Genomic DNA, 19,227 nt, shown 5'->3' on the forward strand with positions numbered 1-19,227 from the left:
ACGGCAAGCATGGCGAACAAATCAAATCTGATTGTCATTTTATTGATGATTTTAGGGTTGAGTTTACTACCCTTGAAAACGCGTGCCCAATCTGGTAAAACGTTAGTTCAGGTATTTAAAACCTTAGAAGCAAAGCACGATATTGTGTTTTCGTACAACCCAAAGCTGCTTGCCCCATTAAAGTTTCAACTGGCCGATCTTAACCAAACCCTAGAGGGCACATTGCAAGCCATGAGTGCTGCATTGCCCTTAAAGTTTGAAAGAAACAATGAAAAGGGCGTATTAGTGATCCCGATTCGCTCAACTTTAACATTTACCGTAAACGATGCCGAAGGAGAAATCCCCTTGGACTTGGTCTATGTTCAGCTGAATAGCGAACAACCAAAATATTTACTAAGAAAAGAAGGTGCCTTTCAATTAGGACAGACCTTTCCGACCGATTCACTTACCATTAACTCATCCTTTTATCAACCCTACAAAACCACAGTGGGCAATGTTGTGCAAAGCAAAGGAAAGGTGAAGCTAACATCAAACACCACAGATTTAGGTGACGTGATGGTACTTTCTTACCTCACTTCAGGAGTCAATTCTGTACTAGGCGATCATCGAATAGAAGTAGACATGTCGCAATTGAGCTTGATAGCGGGAGAAACCGATGGCGATATCTTTCAAGTACTACAAGCCATACCCGGTATTCGTTCACCGAACGGAAAGCCCGGAAGCCTTAACCTTAGAGGTGCACCATTTGATCAAAATCTGCTTTTGTTCGATAACATACCAATCTATCATTCAGGCCACTTTTTTGGTACATTTTCGCCCTATAATCCTGCCATTGTTGACAAAATGAGCGTTTTTAGGGGTGGTTTGCCCGTAGATAGGGGCGGGCGAGTTGGTGGCGTTATCGATATCCGATCTATTGAACAGGTACCCGATTCGTTATCCGGCGGATTGATGATAAATACGGTATCCACAGGCTTTGATGTAAAGGCACCCATCGTAAAAAATAAGCTAGGCATTATGCTTTCAGCACGTACAAAACTGCCCGGAGAGAACCTTCCGCCAAAACTGGATGCCTACTACGATTTAAATTTCCAAGGAAGTAGAATTGCCACTACTTCATTAGTGGGGCCGCTTGATTTAAGAAACTTAGAGGTCGGTTTTAGCGACCTGAATGGAAAACTGCTTTTCGAGCCGAACGCTCACCATAGTTTCAACCTAAGTTTTCTGAACATCGACAATGATTTTGGCTATGAACTAGTTTCGCCTAATCGAGATGTCGTGGAAACAGAACAAAACACGCTCGACAATTGGGGGCTGACTTTCGAGTGGAAAGGTGAACTATCAGAAAGACTGAAAATTAGGTCGAGAATTACCTCATCATCCTTTCGGTTAAACGAAACCAGAAACCAATTTCAGCAAGGGCAATCAAGGGCCAGTTCGTCTGAGTTTGTCAAAAACGGAATAGACGATAGAAGAGCCGATGTCAGTCTAAACTATCAATTGAATGCAACTACCGATCTAGATTTAGGTTACGAATATTCGCATCATAAAGTCACTTTTGATGATAGGATTGAAGGAGATAATCCACAACAACTCGACAGACGGAATGGATCGGGAGATATTAATTCCCTCTATTTCAGCCTTAATAATCAGTTTAATCAGAAGCTGATCGTCAATGCTGGGCTCAGAATGAATTATTTCTCTATGGATAATCAACGATTCCTCGCCCCAAGGGTATTTGTGACGTATCTAGCCTCCAAATCTTTCTTCCTGAAGGCATCTGCTAGTGGTTCATATCAATACGTAAGACAAAACTTTGCCGACGATTTCGATGACTTTAGAATAGAGAATCAATTTTGGACACTTGCCGATGAAAATATACCAGCACTTACTGGGAGCCTTTATATGCTCGGCGGTTTGCTCGATCATGGGAGCTGGTTGTTCGATTTAGAATTTTATACCAAGGAAGTGCAGAATGTAATTCGTCCCTCAGGGGCTGGAATAGAGAATTCGCTAGGCGATTTATATGTATCGGGCTTAGATTTATTAGTCAAGAAACGTTGGACGGGTTTAGAAACTTGGATTAGTTATTCCCTCAGTCACGCAGAAGAGTCTTTCGTTACGGAACGCAATCCACCCGGCCAGCGAGAGCCAAATCGACTCCGCCAAGATGCGTTTTTCGACCAAAGACATGTGTTGAGTTTTAAGATGATTGCACCAATTCAGCGGTGGAATCTATCCGTTTCTTGGTCTTTAATGACGGGTTTGCCGGTTTACTTAGCTGACGCGGATGACATAAGAGATGATCAGGATTTTCGAGACTATAATGTGAGTTATAGAGGCAATTTCCCAGTTCAACATCAGATGGATCTTTCGGCTTCTTACCGATTTACGAAACCATCGGCCAAATGGAAGGGTGTTTTAGGTATGTCCATTTTAAATGTTTACAACAGACAAAACATCATTAATGCCTTTCAGGAAAATGTAGACGTTGTGCATCCGATCCGATATGGTTTGGGTATTTCGCCAAATCTTCAGCTTCGCGTTACCTTCTAACCAATCGTTTCGGAAGCACTTCCATCAGTTCTTTCCATAATTTCTTATCTTCCTAAACCAACCAACCTTAAACCATGGATAGAAGAGAATGGATGAAACGCGGTGGTGCCTTTGGCGCCTTGTCACTTTTAGGCACCCAAAACCTTATTTCAACCCTAACAGCAAGCGAAAAAGAGCAGTTTAATCCGAGAGCCCTAGACCTTCCCGTTCAACTCAATTTTAACGAGAATCCCTTTGGACCTTCAAGTAAAGTTCGAGAAGCCATGATTGAAGGTTTCGATATTGGTTGTCGCTATCCAGACCCGTATTCTAAGGAGTTAATGGATATGATTGTAGAGAAAGAAGGCGTTTCTGGCGATCATATTGTCATTACTGGAGGGTCTACAGAAGGCTTAAAAGTTACGGGACTTACTTTCGCCAATAATGGGGGCGAAATCATCGCCGCTCGGCCTACTTTCCTAGCCATGATGACTTATGCCAAGCAATGGGGTGCCACGGTTAATTGGGTTGACCTTGATGATCAGCTCACACATGACGTGGATGAAATGGAAAGAAGGATATCATCGAAGACTAAGTTGATTTTCTTATGCAATCCCAACAACCCAACTTCAACTTTACTCTCCAAAGAAAAACTCACTGATTTCTGTACATCAGCTTCCAAAAAGACCATTGTTTTTAGCGATGAAGCATATTATGACTTTATAGAAGACAAGCAGTATCCGTCTATGGTATCTCTGGTTAAAAAAGGGGAGAATGTGATCGTTTCTAGAACCTTCTCGAAAGTTTATGGCTTAGCTGGACTTCGAATTGGTTACTTAATTGCCAAACCGGAAATAGCGAATAAAATCAGAGAAAATGTGGTGGCTTATACGAATATAATTGCACTGAAAGCGGCCGCTGCTGCCATGAAAGACAAAGAGTTCTATGATTTTAGCTTGAACAAGGTTCAGGAAGGCAAGCAGATTATGTATGGCGCTATGGACACGCTCAAACTAGAATACATTAAGTCGAGCACCAATTTTATATTCTTTAAATCGGGTAGGCCAATTGAATCTTTTAACAAGCAAATGCGGGATGAAGGCGTGTTGGTCGGTAGAGCATTTCCGCCTTACACAGATTGGTGTAGAATAAGTACAGGCACCATTGAGGAGGTGCTATACTTCGCACAAAAACTAAAGAAAGTACTGGGCTAAATGCCAAAGCACTTTCAAATACCCAATAGGTCTTTCTTGCTTACAGTACGCATTATTTGTATGTTCAGGAGACCTTAAACTAAGTCATTTCATGTCTAAAATATCTTCTCGTGCTAGCGCATGCCTTGTTTTTACTTTAGCAGTGCTTTTCTCTGCCTGTTCCACCGATTATGAAGAACCCGAGATTTCACTTGAAGACTATCAGGTAGAAGAAGGGTTTGCACTGGAAGTAATGGCCTCCGAACCATTTCTAGAAGCACCAGTATCCATTGATTTTGATAATAAAGGAAGAATCTGGACAGCAGAAATGCGCGGTTATATGCAAACACTCACAGGTGAAAGCGAAGATATGCCGAATGGAGTGATTTCTATTCTAGAAGATAAAGATGGCGACGGTACTGTGGATCATTCCAAAGTCTTTTTGGATAGCCTTGTATTGCCAAGAGCTATTGCCCATGTTTATGGAGGTTTGCTTTATGCCGAACCGCCAAACCTTTGGTTTGTAGAAATAGAGGATGATAAACCCGGTAAGAAAATACTTGTAGACTCTTTATATGCCGACGAAGGTAATGTGGAGCATCAGCCTAACGGTTTAATGATGAACGTTGATAATTGGATCTATAACGCGCGTTCTCATTTCAGGTATAAAAGGGAAAACGGTGTTTGGCTGAAAGAACCGACTTCTTTCAGGGGGCAGTGGGGGATTACAAAAGACAACTTCGGACGACTTTACTATAACAATAATTCTACCCAGATTATGGGCGACTATGCCTTGCCCAATGTGTTGATTAGCAACCAATACTACCAACCGAAGGATGGGATTGGAAAGGTATTGACCAGTAATCAGCGGGTATATCCGTTACATGCTACTTTAGTGAATAGAGGCTATCAGAAAGGAGTGCTCGATGCCGATAGTATGTTGGTTAATGTAACTTCATCTTGCGGACCACTAGTTTATAGAGGGGGACAATTTCCTGCTGATTATGTACAAAATGCCTTTGTTTGCGCGCCAGAGGTCAATTTGATTAAACGGAACTTGTTAACTTTTGCTGGCCCGAAAACCACTGCCGAACAAGCCTATACCGACCGTGAATTTATCGCTTCGACTGATGAAGGTTTTAGACCTGTCAATCTATTTGGAGGCCCAGATGGCGGTATGTATGTGGTGGATATGCATCGGGGAATCATTCAGCATGGAGCATACATGACGTCTTATCTTAGAGAACGACTAGCCGAAAGCGGCATGGATAAAATGGTCGGGATGGGTAGAATACTCAGGGTTAGTCATAAGGAAACTGGGCTTTCAGCGATTCCAGATCTAGTAAATGCAAACACAGATGAGTTGGTAAACTTACTCAACCATGAAAACGGTTGGGTTAGAGATAGAGCACAACAATTATTAATTCACAATGGAGATCAGAAAGCGTCGGAAAACCTTAAACAATTAATTAAGGAGTCAGCCAAACAAGAGACCATCATACATGCCTTATATGCACTGGAAGGACTTAAAGCATTGGACGGAGAAACGCTTTTAGCTACTGCGGGCAATAATTCCCCAGAAGTGGTGGCGCACAGCTTAATGCTGTTAAGAAACCCAGCCTACACGAATGACAAGGTAGCAGAAGCAGAGTTACTCAATGAACTAATGGCCAGAAAGGACCCAACTATTGATTTCTACCTGATCTCATTTTTCGGAGAATGGATCCAGCGATACGGTAATAACATCATGGCTTTATCAGTTGGCTTAACTAAAAACTACTCTGAACAATACTATCAAGATGCCCTAATTAGTGGTCTTTCGGGCAAAGAAATTGACTTTAAAAGTGCGCTTAAGGAGTCAGAATCACCTCAAATAAAAAGTGTTCTTAGCCAATTAGATAACGTCATTGAAGACCAGGCATCTAATAAAAAGTTTTGGATTTACGAGCAAGCCTCATTGCCGCTTGATGATAGAACGCATGGGCTTCAGCTCTATAGAAATACATGTGCCGCTTGCCATGGTGGCAATGGGCAAGGCGTGGACGGTTTGGCGCCACCACTCGATAATTCTGAGTATATCAAAGGATCGGCCCAAAGGTTAGCACTGGTACTCTTGCATGGTATGAAAGGTCCACTAACTGTAAATGGAAAGCGCTATGAAATGAATGCTCAGATGCCCGGATTACTGAATAACCCGGAATTCACTGATCAAGATATCGTAGACCTGATGACATATCTTAGTAATGCATTTGGTACGTCTGCCAGAGGTTCTAATGTAGATATGATTAAAGAACTTAGAACAGTGAAGCCCAAAGCCGGTGCCTATACCGAAGATGAATTAAACAGCTTAATCAATGACCAATAAATTCCCCTTTTTAATCGCACTAATTGCCCTTGTCGCATTTTCATGTCAAAGTGCTGACGATGGTTGGAAAAAACTGATCGTTGATGATGGTATTTCAGGCTGGAAAGTGCTTGGCGGTCAGGGGCTTTATAATGTTGAGAATGGAGAAGTAATTGGGACAACTAAAGGGACTTCAAACACTTTTTTAGCTACTGAAGTGCCCTACGAAAATTTCATTTTAGAACTAGAAGTCTTGGTCGATCCGAAGATGAACTCTGGTATTCAATTTCGAAGCAATCAGAATGCAAAAGGTGCAGTAAATGGCTATCAAGCCGAAATTGACCCTTCCGAAAGAGCATGGAGTGGCGGACTTTATGATGAATCTAGAAGAGGTTGGTTATATCCCTTGACATTGAACGAATCCGGCCGAAAAGCTTTCAAAAACAACCAATGGAATAAGTACAGAATAGAGGCCTATCAGAACAATGTCCAAATTTGGGTAAATAATGTAATGACCACCCATTTTCAAGACTCAATGGCCACCACAGGTTTTATTGCGCTGCAAGTTCATGGTGTAGGCACTTCAGAAGAAGAAGGCTTACAGGTGAAATGGCGTAATATCCGTTTAAAAGAACAAATAGAATTGAAGGACTTGAGTGAACCATTACAAGGCGTTCAACTCATCAATTTGAGTCAGTCCCAAACAGGCGGCTGACATACAAAGCATAGCGTTGATAAGGCAAATGGTTACCGTTCATGTAACTCTCAGCATTTTGCCTAAACCTTTACGATCTTAAGGTATCAAACCATTTTATCAACCATTAAGCTATGCATATTAAAAATCCTCAAAGCCTTCTTTTTAGGCGCTATGTGATGCTGATATTCTCAGCACTGCTCATAACAGTCTGTTCATACGGACAAAAAATCGACTTTAGTCAAATGGAATCAATGAAACCACGAAATATCGGCCCTGCCGCTATGAGTGGCCGTATCACTTCCATTGATGTCGTAAGAAATAACCCTGAAATTATTTATGCCGGTTCTGCTTCTGGTGGACTTTGGAAGTCTGAAAGTGGTGGAATAGCCTGGGAACCAATCTTCGACGATAACCTAGCCCTTTCTGTAGGAGCTGTGGCTGTTTCACAAAAGAACCCAGATGTAGTTTGGGTAGGCACAGGAGAAGGAAACCCAAGAAATAGTTTAACAGGCGGATATGGTGTATACCGAAGTCTCGATGCTGGTAAAACTTGGAAGTTGATGGGCCTTGAAAAAACAAGAAACGTTCACCGAATCATCATTCATCCAGACGATCCTAACACTGTCTATATCGGTGCTATTGGTTCTCCATGGGGAGATCATGAAGAAAGAGGTGTTTATAAGACGACCGATGGCGGCGAAACTTGGAATAAGATTCTCTATGTAGATCAAATGACAGGTGTCGGCGACATGGTTATGGACCCATCTAACCCTGATAAAATCTTGGTAAACATGTGGCAACATAGAAGAAAACCATGGTTTTTTACTTCGGGTGGGCCAAGCTCTGGGCTTTATATTACCGTAAATGGTGGTAAAAACTGGACAAAACAGTCGGCAGAAGAGAACGGATTACCAGTTGGTGATTTAGGTAGAATGGGATTGGCTTTTGCTACAAACAACCCTAACCGTGTTTATGCGATCATTGAGTCTAAGAAAAATGCGCTTTATCGCTCTGAAAACGGAGGTGTCAACTGGACAATGGTCAACGATAAATCTGATATTGGGAACAGACCTTTCTATTACTTTGATATTTATGTAGACCCGAAAAATGAGAATAGACTTTACAGCATTTTTACTAATGTAAATGTGAGTGAAGACGGTGGTAAATCCTTTTCAGGGCTTATCGGTAGAGGTTTAATCCACGTCGATAATCATGCCCTTTACATTAACCCTGACAATCCAAAATACATGATTCTGGGTAATGACGGCGGTATGGCCATTACCCGCGATATGGGTAAAACTTGGCAGTTTGTAGAGAACCTTGCATTGGGTCAGTACTATCACATCAATGTAGATAATGAAGTGCCATATAATGTTTATGGTGGTTTACAAGACAATGGAAGTTGGACAGGCCCAGCTTATTCTTGGACACGCGGCGGCCTGAGAAATGATTATTATCATTCAATTGGCGGTGGCGATGGCTTTGATGTAGTACCCGATCCCGATGATTCAAGGTTTGGTTACTCAATGTCGCAGCAAGGCAATGTGAATAGATATGACAAAGTTACTGGCCGATCTAAAACAGTAAAGCCTATCCATCCTGATCCGAATGTTAGACTTAGGTTTAACTGGAATGCGGCTATCGCCCAAGATCCATTTGATAACAATACCATTTACTTCGGTAGTCAGTTTGTTCATAAGAGTACGGATAAAGGTGGTAGCTATGATGTGATTTCTCCAGACTTGACAACAAATGATCCTGAAAAACAAAAGCAACACCTCAGTGGAGGTATTACGATTGATGCCACAGGTGCAGAAAATTATACTACCATTTTAGCTATTGAGCCTAGTCCGACGGAAAGAGGCGTGATTTGGGCTGGTACTGACGATGGTAATGTTCAAGTGACTAGAGATGGAGGAAGCAACTGGACTAACGTTTCTAAAAACATTAAGGGTATACCTGCAGGCAGTTGGGTAGCACAAATCAAAGCTTCAAAATATAATAATGGAGAAGCAGTAGCTGTGATTAACAATTACAGAAGATTTGATTTTGAGCCTTATTTAATGAGAACCAAGAATTACGGTAAGTCTTGGGAGAACCTAGCAAGCGGTAAAGATATTTTCGGTTATGCACTATCGTTCATTCAAGATCCTGTTGAGCCGAACTTAATGTTTTTCGGTACTGAACATGGACTTTATGTTACAATAGACGGTGCAAAGAACTGGACAAAATTTAATAATGGCTACCCTAGTGTTTCCACCATGGATTTAGTAATCCAAGAACGTGAAAGCGATTTAGTGATCGGTACGTTTGGTAGAGCTATTTGGGTGCTAGATGATATCAAGCCATTAAGAGTATTAGCGAAAAAGGGACAAGACAAAGTGAAATCCGATGCCATTAGCATTGTTCCACCAAATATCGCTTACATCACAAGTTCCAGAGCAGCTAGCGGTCCTGCAAATCCAGGTAATGCTACTTTCGAAGGTACAAACAGACCTTCAGGTTCTGCCATCATTAAGTTCTTTGCCAAGAAACCTAACACCCCACAAAGGAGTGGAGGGCCTGGGAATAATGCTGAAACCATAGCCAATAGAAGAGCGGCTTTAGCACGCGCTGAAGGCGGTGGAGGTGGCGGCAGATTTGCCGCTGCTGGCGGTCGAGGTGGCAGAGGTGGCCGAGGTGGAGCTGGTGCTCGAGGACCTCAGGCTCAGATTGAAATCTCTGACCTAAATGGAAATGTAGTAAGGAAAATATCTACTTCTGTGAATGATGGACTCAATCAAGCTGCATGGAGATTTGATGAAGATCCACCATCCGATACTGAACAACCAGCTTTACCAGCTGGGATTCCTGCTCGATTTGCTAGAAACTTCAGGGCTAGTGGTGCGCCAATTTTACCAGGTACTTATAATGTAAAAGTATCGGTAGGTGATCAAAGCGAATCAAGTCAGATAGTGGTGAAAATGGATCCAAGAGCGGAAGTACCAATGGAGATATTAGTCGCAAGAAGAGATATGATTCGTACGGCCAATAAAATGGTAAATGAGTCTACAAAAATGAGTTCCAAAATTACTGCCGACATGCAAACTGTAGATAAGGTAATTGCAGCACTCCAAGGCAAAAGAGGACGGGATGTAGCAGCCTTAAGAACAAAAACTACGGCAGTGAAAGAAGAAATGCAAGGACTAGCGAAGCTAATCGGTGCAGGAGGTGGATTCAGAAGAGGTGGAGATCCGAATGATCCAACACCACTTAGAACGCGCGCCTTTGGCTTGACTAGAAGCATCAGCGGCTCTTATGATATGCCAGGCAGAACGCAAGAAATGCTTATGAAGCAATTCCAAGATCAAATGGATGAATTGAAAACTAAAATGGATGCTTGGTATGCTGAAAATTGGGATGCATTCTTAGCAGAAGTGAAAAAAGTAGACTTCTCACCAATCGGAAACTAGTATAAACAGCTGTTAGTTGTTATCGAACCACCCTGAATATTCCTGTGCTTTGGAATGGGGTGGTTTTTTTATTCAAGTAAAGTAGATTACAACGGCTCCTAAGGCAGTCATGAAAAGAATAAACTGACGAAAGAGCTTATCGTTAATCCGTTTTAGCAGTTTGATACCAACAAAAAGCCCCAGAAAAATTGCAGGAATGGCTATAGCGCTTACTTGTATGGTTTCATAGGTAATCGTCTTCCAACTGAAGACATGAAAAGGGATTTTGAAAAGATTGATGATCAGAAAAAGCCAAGCCGTTGTTCCTATAAAGGCATTCTTCGGTAGCTGCATGGCTAAAAAGAAAATGTTTGCGAATGAACCAGCCAAATTGCCCACCATTGTAGTGAAACCTGCTGTTAGTCCCATGATTCCCGCAAAGCCAATATGCTTAGGTACATTTTTAGATTTTCTGCGGTCCCACCAGAACATAAAAACCACGGAAACGAAAATGACTAAAGCCATGCTTTTCCTAAAGCTTTCTTCTGATAGTTGATCGCCAATCCACGTGCCTAAGACGACACCTATCATCATAAAAGGCAGTAAGCGAATCAAATATTTCCATTGGGCATGTCTATGGTAATAGATGACAGCAAAAATGTCGCCCACTACTAACATGGGTAGCAAAATACCTGTAGAAGCTTTGGCGCCATAAACAAGGGCCAATAAGGCCACAATAATAATGCTGATTCCCTTAATACCTGATTTTGACAGGCCAACGATAAAGGAAGCGCCTACTACTGCCAACCAATCTAATACAGTTAAATCTGAAAGCACGATGCCAAGATAAAACTATCTCTTAGAATAAGATCAGTTATAGGCCTGAGGAATTACCCTAGCCTTAGTTCCTTTTTCAAAGGCATAGGCCATTTTCAATAATCTATCTTCACTAAAAGGCTTTCCAATAAAAGTTAATCCCCTTGGCTGACCTGATGCGATATAGCCCATTGGAACCGTAAGGCAAGGATAATGCGCTGCGGCGGCAAAGCCTGCTCCAAAATTATTTATGGATAGCACCATATCTAATTGCTGTTCTTTCATAGGTCCTTCAAAGTATTTTATACCAGTTTCACGAAGGTTTTCTCTGAGCGTTATAAGATCATCTCCCGCAGTTGTTTCATTTATTACTCCTTCAAATAAACCTTGACCGTAAGGCATAGCCTTCGCGCTGTCCGTTCTATTAAAAGCCACTAAGTCATCCATAGATTTAAACGGAATATTGTCAGAAGCATATTCGGCTAGGTAGTGAACCATATCTTCTTTCATATCTGCATTTAATAAATTCGTAAAGCCACCTAATCGGGTTCTTTCAAATTCAAATTCGACCATAATGCCACCCATGGCAGCAATTTTTTCAACATTGAGTTTATATAGCGAGTCGCGCAAGTAGCTTTTGATTACACCGAACCTTACACCTTCCAAGCTTCCTTGCGTAGCTTCTTCCCAATACTTTTTTTGCTGAGGGCTGTTTTGTGTAGCGGCATCTTTTGGATCTTTACCCGTCATTGCTGAAAGTAGAATTGCGTTGTCGATTACATTCTTTGTCATTGGACCTGGGGTGTCGAGAGTGCTAGATAGTGGCACAATACCACCACGACTTAACAGCCCAACCGTTGGCTTAAGGCCAACTAGCGAATTTGAGCTAGAAGGAGAAAGGATAGACCCTGAGGTTTCTGTGCCTACAGCCACAGGAGCATAGTTAGCGGCAATAGTCGAGCCACTACCTGAGCTTGAACCTCCTGTATCAAATTCTTTCGGACCGTACGGATTTAAGGTCTGGCCACCCGCTGTGCTAAAGCCATTTGGGCAACCGGAACAGTAGAAATTCGCCCATTCGCTAAGATTCGCCTTACCGAGAATAAGCCCGCCACTGGCTTTTATTTTAGCTGTTATGAAGGCGTCTGGGGCATTATTATCCTTCAAAGCAAAACTACCTGCTGTGGTTGGCAATTCATCCGTACCAATATTGTCTTTCAAGATGACAGGGATACCATAAATTGGGTGATCATTGTCTGATCGGTTTTTGTCCTTTAAACGTGCCTCTTTCACCAAATTAGGGTTTATTGAAATCATGTTATTGAGTGCCTTGTCCTTGTCGTTTTCGAACTGAACAATTCTGTAGAGGTACCATTGGGCTATTTTCTCATAAGTTAATTTACCTTCTTGCACCGATTGTTGCAGGCTTGGAATATCCTTTTCTAAGATTAGTGGCTTCAATGCTAAATATTCTTCAGCTGAGAAATACGCGATCTGGTTAGCCACAGCCGCCCACATATCATTTCTATCCTTATATGTTGACTGAACACGCTTATACCGCATTCTTGATGAACGATGTTCCGCATTAGCCGCTATAACATCAGCTTCATCGTAAGGAACCCATGGTTCTATTAGGGTTTTAGGTTCACCTGGGCCACAGGCGTAAACAAAGATCAGAAGGAGAAGAATACTTTTTTTCATAAACAGGTTTGTCATCGAAGTCAATGTGATGGCATATTACATCATGTCGATCTCTCTTCAAACTTGAATTATGAAAACGGTTATTACATCTGACAATTGATTTAGCTAATTCTGGCGGTCTAATTAATCATTAGACAAAATAGACTGTGTTCCTGCAAAATCATTTGGGTTGACTTTCTTAAGGTTACCACCAAAGTTTTCATTGATCAAATCAATCAATTGATTCGTTATCAATGCATTTCCGCGCGGGTTGAGGTTTAGACCATCGGCTGAAAAGATACCAAACCTGCCTAAAACGGGAAGAAAAGGTGCTCCATCGAGAAGTTCGCCATCCGCTGCTAAGTCGAGAAAATTATTCAAGCCGCTAAATAGCACATCAAAATAGGCGTTGATATCAAATAATACGAGGTCACTATTAGATTGGGCGACCACGCTGGCGATAGCCTGGTTATAGATCTCAATTTGAGCCTCGATTTGCTCAATATCTTCAATTTTGAGGTAATCTTGTTCAGTCAAAGCGTTGCTTGGCAAATACCCTTTTGTCTGCGCTAAATAAGATTCATTTCTATAAAAAATAATCTCATCCCTAAGCATTTGCCTGACTCTCGGTATCGCTTCTCCTTGATAAAATACATCTGGTAGATCGTTATCTTCTACTAAAACACCCCAGGTAAAAGGAGAGTCCAAGTCGAAATGGATACCAATTCTTCTTTCGGCGAAAGGGATCTGTGGGTTGGCCAAGTAGTAGTCTATTTGTTTCTGGTTAAATTCTAAAGAAGCAGTTCTTGTTTCTGCGTAGGTGCTTGTAGGAGTGCAGGCTGTATTTAAAGTATTTGGGACACACAAGAATGGCGTAATGTCATAATTTGATTTATTGAAGAAAGGGTAATTCAGGAAGTCTGGGATATTAAATACAACTCCTTTTGCATTGGTATTGCTTGCTAAAAGTGCGTCCGTCATTTCAAGGAGTTTTTGCTCAAAAACTGTAGGATCAAGTACATCTTGATAGACAGATTGTGCTAGGTTAGTACTGTTGTTTTCGCCTTCAGCACCGTTGAAAGCATAGCCCATTAGGCCTTCTAACCCTAAGTCGATAACAAAGAAGGAGGGTGCCTCATCGATTATTTCGTCAAGAATAGAGGTGCTACCAGTGTTGAGGTAATCGGCGATATACGGGTTCTCGGATCGATTACTTTCGGTATAATCTAAAAGCTGAGCCTTTGGGAATGAAAAGTTTCTGAGTGAATCGTTTAGAGGTGTATAACTATGTGGTTCTCCGGGAATTGGCCTTTGGAAAAATGCTGTATCTGCGCTTGAAGGGTATTGAATTTTATAGGGGCCAATATCTCCATTAAAATCACTATTCTCGTAAATGTTATACCCGATTTGATTATCACTACTTGCAGAGAAGTCCGTTGATAGGTCATTTCCGAGAAAGTTATTGATGAATATTTGTGGTATTGAGCGCAAGGAAGTTTGCGGTACTAAAACACCATCAGTAATACCGCTGAATGCTGATGATCCAATAAACACAATATTAGATAAATCGGCATTTTCAAATGTTGGTTGCGCCTCATCAGGAACTACAGGGAATTCATAATTGCATGAATTGATTATAAGACACAAAAATGCAAGGAGAAAGAATCTCCCTACATAATTGGGTATGTGTGTGTATATGGTTTTTTTAGCGTAGCCCATAAGTAAATGATATGTAGTAATAGGAAGTGATTTCAGGACTTCCGAAACTATTGAACTGCTGATTGTTTAATACATTATTGCCTCCAATACGAAGTTTGGAATTCATTTTAGGGAGACTGTAAGTCATTTGAAAATCTAGTGTGTTAAAGCCAGGTACGGTACCATCGGCAAAAGAACTTTCCCATTCAAAAGCAGATCGATAACGCCAAGATATTTGTGCACCAAGTCGCTCACTCATTTTATCATTGCCTAGTGTCATATTGAGCTTAAATGGAGGTGTGTTAAAGCCGGGCGTTAAGGGGTCGTCGTTTTGCTGAAGGATATTAGCGAACGTCATATTTATGGCAAAATTCGTTCCCTGATCACTCGTAACGTCATAAACAAGTTCTAAGCCTTGGGTAATGATGGCACTTTCTGCATTATCGCTTACAAAGAAACGCGTACTACTTCCGGGGTTATTGGCTTGTTCCAAGGCAAGCTGAATATCTTCCGTAGGACTGGTTCTAGGTTTTACGACGCGCGTAGTACCGATGAAATTTCTGTAATGATTGATATAATAAACAACTTCAAACAGTCTTTTACCTTCTATTAGTGCGCGATAGCCAAATTCTAGACTTGTAATGCGTTCAGGTTTTATTCCTCTAAACTTATCATCGCGAACGATGCCGTTTTGTAGAATGTCTAGGTTTTCCAACCTAATGGTATTGATATTGAGAGGGCCATCGCCAAATCGTATATCATCGTTCGAAACATCTTGTACCGTATTATTAAAGTTATCTAATGCACTAATGAGAAATGCATTCCCCTGAAGGTTATATTGATCAACCACTGGCTCTAGGCCGCCAACTAAAGTAAGGTCTCCAATATTCTGGTTGAAGAATTGCTCTCGTACGTTTGGTATGCGTAGGCCTGTTTGAATGGAACCCCTAAAGAAAGTATTAGGCTTTAATTCCTTTACTAAAGAAAGGCGCTGCGTACTCACTACATTGAAATTTTCATTCTTATCTACTCTTCCTGATATAGTGGCTTCTAGTTGATTATTTATGATTCTTGTGGCCTCTACAAATAAACCAGCTTCGAAATTGGTTACGTCATTACCGATCGAGTCTGTAAAGATGGTGCCATTCGATTCTGGATCGTATAATCGGGCATTGACACCCATTTCCAAACTTTTGAAAAAGCCTTTGCCAACAGAAAGATCAGCACTAGATTCGAAATGATACAGCTTAGAATGATCGAAGATTTTTGCCCCAAAATCTGGGTCTTGTGAGTTGATAATAACTTGTCGGAGAGAATCAAATTCTGGGGTGCCAGATTCAAAGCGGTTTAAAAAAGTGCCTCTCGGAAAAGCCGTGTCTGCTGTTCTACGGGCTGCTGTAATTCCTCTGCCAGCTCTGTTTAATAAAAAGAACTGGTTGAACCAATCTTCATTCGGTTTTGCGGCTTCTACGATACTTTCTCCTAGTTTACCTACATTGAAACTATTGCCAGAATTTTGTCCAGTTGTATAAGCGCGTATTTTGAACTTTTCATTTACCACTTCTAATTTATGCTGATATATGGTGAAGTCTCTTAGCGCTATTCTATCATCCCCGGTGATCATGGCCGATGCCTTGCCGTAATATGATGCTGCTACAAGTTCAGTTTTAGGAGATAGTTTTACATGAAGGGCCCCATTGAATTTTATGTTCTCCACACCGTAGTTGACGAGTTCTCCTTCCTGATAACCTTGACGTGTTACTTGATAAACCGTATCTCTATCTGAGGGTATGGGTAAGTTAGAATCGGCAGTATCAATGCCATTGAAAGATCTTGGTAAAAGCATTGTAGCTGCACGATCATCGCCATAGACATTTACGCCATTAATACCTTGGTTCCTTAAAGAGTGTACTGTCTCGAAAGGGCTACCTGGGCCTATATTGCTAAAATTGTCGGCGACGAAATCTACTCCGGATAGTCGCGAACCATTTACCTTAAAGGCAATTTTATCATTTAGCGCTTTGGCGTATCGAACGGAAATGTCGTGGATAAAATCGTTACCGATTGAAAAGAATTGAGAATCAAACTGTTCAGATGCTATTGTCGCACCTTTTGCAGTAAAACTTAGTCCTTGGTAATCAAATGGGTTTTTGGTTGTCATTAAAAGCACTCCATTGAAGGCGCCCGGGCCATATTTGGAAGTAGTAGGGCCAGGGATCAATTCCAATAATTCAACATCTAAGCTATTTGGTCCTACAATATTTGCCAGTGAAAAGCCTAGCCCTGGTGCTTGCGTGTCCATACCATCCGTAAACTGTTTAAACCTGAGGTTAGTCGTAGAATTGAAGCCTCTAGCATTAACAGAGTTTATGATAATGCTCTGCGTTGCCACATCAACTCCTTTTAAGTTGATGACAGCATCATAGAAATTAAAAGACGCCGTATTCTTAATATCAGAAATGTCTAATTTCTCAATTTGGATTGGTGATTTTAATTCTTCCACCGTTACTTTTTCCGCCGAAACTACAAAGTCCTCGAGTTTTATCGCTTCAGGTTTTAGTTCGATGATGAGGTTTGTTTTTGGGTTCTCTATTTTGACTTTCTTGGATATATATCCAACTGCGGTTATCTCTAATTCTACAGGGAAGACTTTCATTGCCAAAAAGAATTCACCTTTCTCATTGGCAGAAACCCCAAAAGAGGTTCTCTTATAGGCTTGACCAACTAGTTTGAGGTTGGCAAAGGCAATGGGCTTACTCGTTTTTTCTTGAACAATTTTCCCAGCAATAGTTTGGGAGCGTGCAGCTTGGTTGGCTAAAAAAAGAAAAAGTAAACCGAATAATAGTTTTAAGCGATTAAGGTTGAAGGTCACTCAGCTAGTATTTGGTTGAAGCAGTAATTCTACTTTGTATTGACCATATAACGACTTTGGTTATTAAAGAAACAGCGCACGCTCTTGATATTCAACTGCAAAAAGACTGTAATAGTGAAAGTATATGGCTTGTGAAGCCGAATTGGTGAAGTTTAACCAACCCTTTTTAAAACAAAAAAAGCCTTAGATTTCTCTAAGGCTTTAAGCGGAACGGACGGGACTCGAACCCGCGACCTCCTGCGTGACAGGCAGGCATTCTAACCAGCTGAACTACCGCTCCAAAATGTCTTTTTATTTCCCTTTCGTTTAAGGTGATGCAAAAGTAATATGCTTAGTTTGATTTGCAAGCTTCATCCTAAACTTTTTGTGCCATTTTTAATCAAATTTTTCAACCTTGAGCTCATCCGTTTTGTAAGCCCCTTGTAATAAGACATTTAATAAATGCTATTGCCTAAGCTTGAAAATCACTGTATACAACCGGTGGCTTATTTCTAGTTCTTTCAGTTTGCCGTTTTCAAAAGTGTGCAGTTCTTTCTTGCCATCATGTTCAAAGTAAAAACTCTTCTTTTCGTTATTCACTATATCTAGCATAGTGCCAGTGGCCAATGCATAGGTTTGTTGTTTACCAACTGGCGTTTCAAAGTAATAGTAATCTGCTCCAACAACACCCTCTTTTGCAAGGGAAGAGGTTTTACCATCTTTATTGATGGTGTATTTTCCGTCTTTAAATACGGTATGCACTGAAGACTTTAAATGACCATTGGTGTGAGACGTAGCTTCACCGATTATCAGTTTGTTATCCATGTAAGTAGATTCACTCTCGAAATCTACAGTAATCTTGACAAGCATATGCGCCTCTATGTGGGTTTTGACGGAGATTTTAGTGCTTTCATCATTTACCTCTCTTGAAACGGACATTTCACCTACTTTATGACCGCGTATAAACGCATCGTAGGTGAGGTTTTGAGCTTGGCTGAAAAAGCTAAGACTCAAGAAAAGTACATAGCAATTGACTTGTACCAATAGTTTAAACATCTTTAAAGACACTGAAGTTTTTAATCTCATGGACTACAATATACTCGAGAAAGAAAGTGAAACCAAAGGTAGCTTCTATATTGAAGAGAATGGAACTGTTCTTGCTGAAATGACTTACTCTAAGGCTGGAGCGGAACGAATCATAATCGATCATACCGAAGTAAGCGATGCGTTGAGGGGTAAGGGTGCAGGAGTAAAGCTAGTGGAGTATGCCGTTGAGTTTGTTAGGCAAAAAGGAATCAAATTACTTCCATTGTGTCCATTTGCTAAGGCTACGCTTCTACGTCATCCGGAATGGAAAGATGTTTGGTAAATTCTTAAGCAATAAAAAAGCAGAAACGTTGACGCCTCTGCTTATTTGATCTTTTTCGTTGATTTAGCATCACCAGGTGGAGGTTTTCATATCTCTAGTTGCCTTCAAAATATCCCTTCTACTGACTTGGCCTACTAATTTCCCATTCACATCGACAACAGGAAAACGTCTGAAATGCGTTCTTAAAAATTTGGAAGCCACATCCAGAACATCAGCGGTGATTGGAACAGTAGAAACACCCGCGCTCATGTAATTCGATACATTAATACGTCCATGTGGGAGGTTATGATACGCTTCGTCTACTAAAATTTTTAAACAATCAATCTCTGAGAGTATTCCTAGTATTCGGCCATCGTTGTCTACTACCGGTGCTCCCGAAATCTTGAGCTCTAGAAAAGTGTCCATCGCATCAGCAATACTCTGATTAGGACTAAAAGTGATAACGTCTGATGTCATATAGTCTGTAACCGGGCGGTACTGGTGGACTGTTTTGGTAGGTTCTGCTGCTTTTACGCCTGTAAAGTTCATTGAGAAAAAGTTAAGTTTAAAAAAGTGATGAAAGGGAATAGAAATTACGGATAATTATATAAAATGACAAATAATAAACTGGTTA

General features: G+C 41.0%; 12 protein-coding genes and 1 tRNA gene. 6 read left to right on the forward strand and 7 right to left on the reverse strand.

Going from position 1 to position 19,227, the window contains the following annotated elements:
* The first annotated feature begins 9 nt into the window (after positions 1 to 9).
* The 5 genes from JXQ92_RS17520 to JXQ92_RS17540 all read left to right on the forward strand — a co-directional run bounded on the left by JXQ92_RS17520 (position 10) and on the right by JXQ92_RS17540 (position 10,221).
* Complete coding sequence (locus JXQ92_RS17520; RefSeq protein WP_421987943.1) at positions 10 to 2,556, forward strand: TonB-dependent receptor plug domain-containing protein; 2,547 nt, start codon at positions 10 to 12, stop codon at positions 2,554 to 2,556.
* Positions 2,557 to 2,630: 74 nt separating this feature from the next.
* Positions 2,631 to 3,749: a pyridoxal phosphate-dependent aminotransferase gene (locus JXQ92_RS17525; protein WP_421987944.1), complete on the forward strand. Its 1,119-nt coding sequence runs from the start codon at positions 2,631 to 2,633 to the stop codon at positions 3,747 to 3,749.
* 91 nt (positions 3,750 to 3,840) lie between these two features.
* A complete protein-coding gene (locus JXQ92_RS17530; RefSeq protein WP_421987945.1) occupies positions 3,841 to 6,093 on the forward strand; it encodes a DUF7133 domain-containing protein in 2,253 nt (750 codons plus the stop codon).
* Positions 6,083 to 6,787 carry a 3-keto-disaccharide hydrolase gene (locus JXQ92_RS17535; RefSeq protein ID WP_421987946.1) on the forward strand — a complete coding sequence of 235 codons (705 nt, stop codon included), beginning with the start codon at positions 6,083 to 6,085 and terminating at the stop codon, positions 6,785 to 6,787. Before JXQ92_RS17530 ends, JXQ92_RS17535 begins: the two co-directional genes overlap by 11 nt.
* 233 nt (positions 6,788 to 7,020) lie before the next feature.
* Positions 7,021 to 10,221: a WD40/YVTN/BNR-like repeat-containing protein gene (locus tag JXQ92_RS17540; protein ID WP_421987947.1), complete on the forward strand. Its 3,201-nt coding sequence runs from the start codon at positions 7,021 to 7,023 to the stop codon at positions 10,219 to 10,221.
* 72 nt (positions 10,222 to 10,293) lie between these two features.
* Here the strand turns inward: JXQ92_RS17540 and JXQ92_RS17545 are convergent, their stop codons facing one another.
* The 6 genes from JXQ92_RS17545 to JXQ92_RS17570 form a co-directional block, all read right to left on the reverse strand.
* Complete coding sequence (locus JXQ92_RS17545) at positions 10,294 to 11,037, reverse strand: sulfite exporter TauE/SafE family protein (RefSeq protein WP_421987948.1); 744 nt, start codon at positions 11,035 to 11,037, stop codon at positions 10,294 to 10,296.
* A 33-nt stretch (positions 11,038 to 11,070) separates the two neighbouring features.
* Positions 11,071 to 12,717, reverse strand: coding sequence for an amidase family protein (locus JXQ92_RS17550; RefSeq protein ID WP_421987949.1), 1,647 nt, complete (start codon positions 12,715 to 12,717; stop codon positions 11,071 to 11,073).
* Positions 12,718 to 12,840: 123 nt separating this feature from the next.
* Positions 12,841 to 14,415: a hypothetical protein gene (locus tag JXQ92_RS17555; RefSeq protein ID WP_421987950.1), complete on the reverse strand. Its 1,575-nt coding sequence runs from the start codon at positions 14,413 to 14,415 to the stop codon at positions 12,841 to 12,843.
* A complete protein-coding gene (locus tag JXQ92_RS17560; RefSeq protein WP_421987951.1) occupies positions 14,402 to 17,266 on the reverse strand; it encodes a TonB-dependent receptor in 2,865 nt (954 codons plus the stop codon). Before JXQ92_RS17560 ends, JXQ92_RS17555 begins: the two co-directional genes overlap by 14 nt.
* Positions 17,267 to 17,472: 206 nt before the next feature.
* Positions 17,473 to 17,546, reverse strand: a tRNA-Asp gene (locus tag JXQ92_RS17565).
* Positions 17,547 to 17,710: 164 nt separating this feature from the next.
* Complete coding sequence (locus tag JXQ92_RS17570) at positions 17,711 to 18,301, reverse strand: DUF6134 family protein (protein WP_421987952.1); 591 nt, start codon at positions 18,299 to 18,301, stop codon at positions 17,711 to 17,713.
* A 28-nt stretch (positions 18,302 to 18,329) separates the two neighbouring features.
* On the opposite strand from JXQ92_RS17570, the gene JXQ92_RS17575 reads away from it, so the two are divergent.
* Positions 18,330 to 18,614 (forward strand): GNAT family N-acetyltransferase, encoded by a 285-nt coding sequence (locus JXQ92_RS17575; protein WP_421987953.1) that lies wholly within the window; start codon positions 18,330 to 18,332, stop codon positions 18,612 to 18,614.
* 69 nt (positions 18,615 to 18,683) lie between these two features.
* Here JXQ92_RS17575 and JXQ92_RS17580 read toward each other — a convergent pair whose 3' ends face one another.
* Positions 18,684 to 19,142 (reverse strand): CBS domain-containing protein, encoded by a 459-nt coding sequence (locus tag JXQ92_RS17580; protein ID WP_421987954.1) that lies wholly within the window; start codon positions 19,140 to 19,142, stop codon positions 18,684 to 18,686.
* Positions 19,143 to 19,227 lie beyond the last annotated feature (85 nt).

It is taken from the genome of Roseivirga sp., from assembly GCF_049099775.1.
Classification (GTDB): Bacteria; Bacteroidota; Bacteroidia; order Cytophagales; family Cyclobacteriaceae; genus Roseivirga.

Excerpts from the sequence above, each read along its gene's own strand:
- JXQ92_RS17540 (WP_421987947.1), top strand. The coding sequence starts at position 7,021 with ATGAAACCACGAAATATCGGCCCTGCCGCTATGAGTGGCCGTATCACT.
- JXQ92_RS17525 (WP_421987944.1), top strand. The coding sequence starts at position 2,631 with ATGGATAGAAGAGAATGGATGAAACGCGGTGGTGCCTTTGGCGCCTTG.
- JXQ92_RS17520 (WP_421987943.1), top strand. The coding sequence starts at position 10 with ATGGCGAACAAATCAAATCTGATTGTCATTTTATTGATGATTTTAGGG.
- JXQ92_RS17530 (WP_421987945.1), top strand. The coding sequence starts at position 3,841 with ATGTCTAAAATATCTTCTCGTGCTAGCGCATGCCTTGTTTTTACTTTA.
- JXQ92_RS17575 (WP_421987953.1), top strand. The coding sequence starts at position 18,330 with ATGGACTACAATATACTCGAGAAAGAAAGTGAAACCAAAGGTAGCTTC.
- JXQ92_RS17555 (WP_421987950.1), bottom strand. The coding sequence starts at position 14,415 with ATGGGCTACGCTAAAAAAACCATATACACACACATACCCAATTATGTA.
- JXQ92_RS17570 (WP_421987952.1), bottom strand. The coding sequence starts at position 18,301 with ATGTTTAAACTATTGGTACAAGTCAATTGCTATGTACTTTTCTTGAGT.
- JXQ92_RS17550 (WP_421987949.1), bottom strand. The coding sequence starts at position 12,717 with ATGAAAAAAAGTATTCTTCTCCTTCTGATCTTTGTTTACGCCTGTGGC.
- JXQ92_RS17580 (WP_421987954.1), bottom strand. The coding sequence starts at position 19,142 with ATGAACTTTACAGGCGTAAAAGCAGCAGAACCTACCAAAACAGTCCAC.
- JXQ92_RS17535 (WP_421987946.1), top strand. The coding sequence starts at position 6,083 with ATGACCAATAAATTCCCCTTTTTAATCGCACTAATTGCCCTTGTCGCA.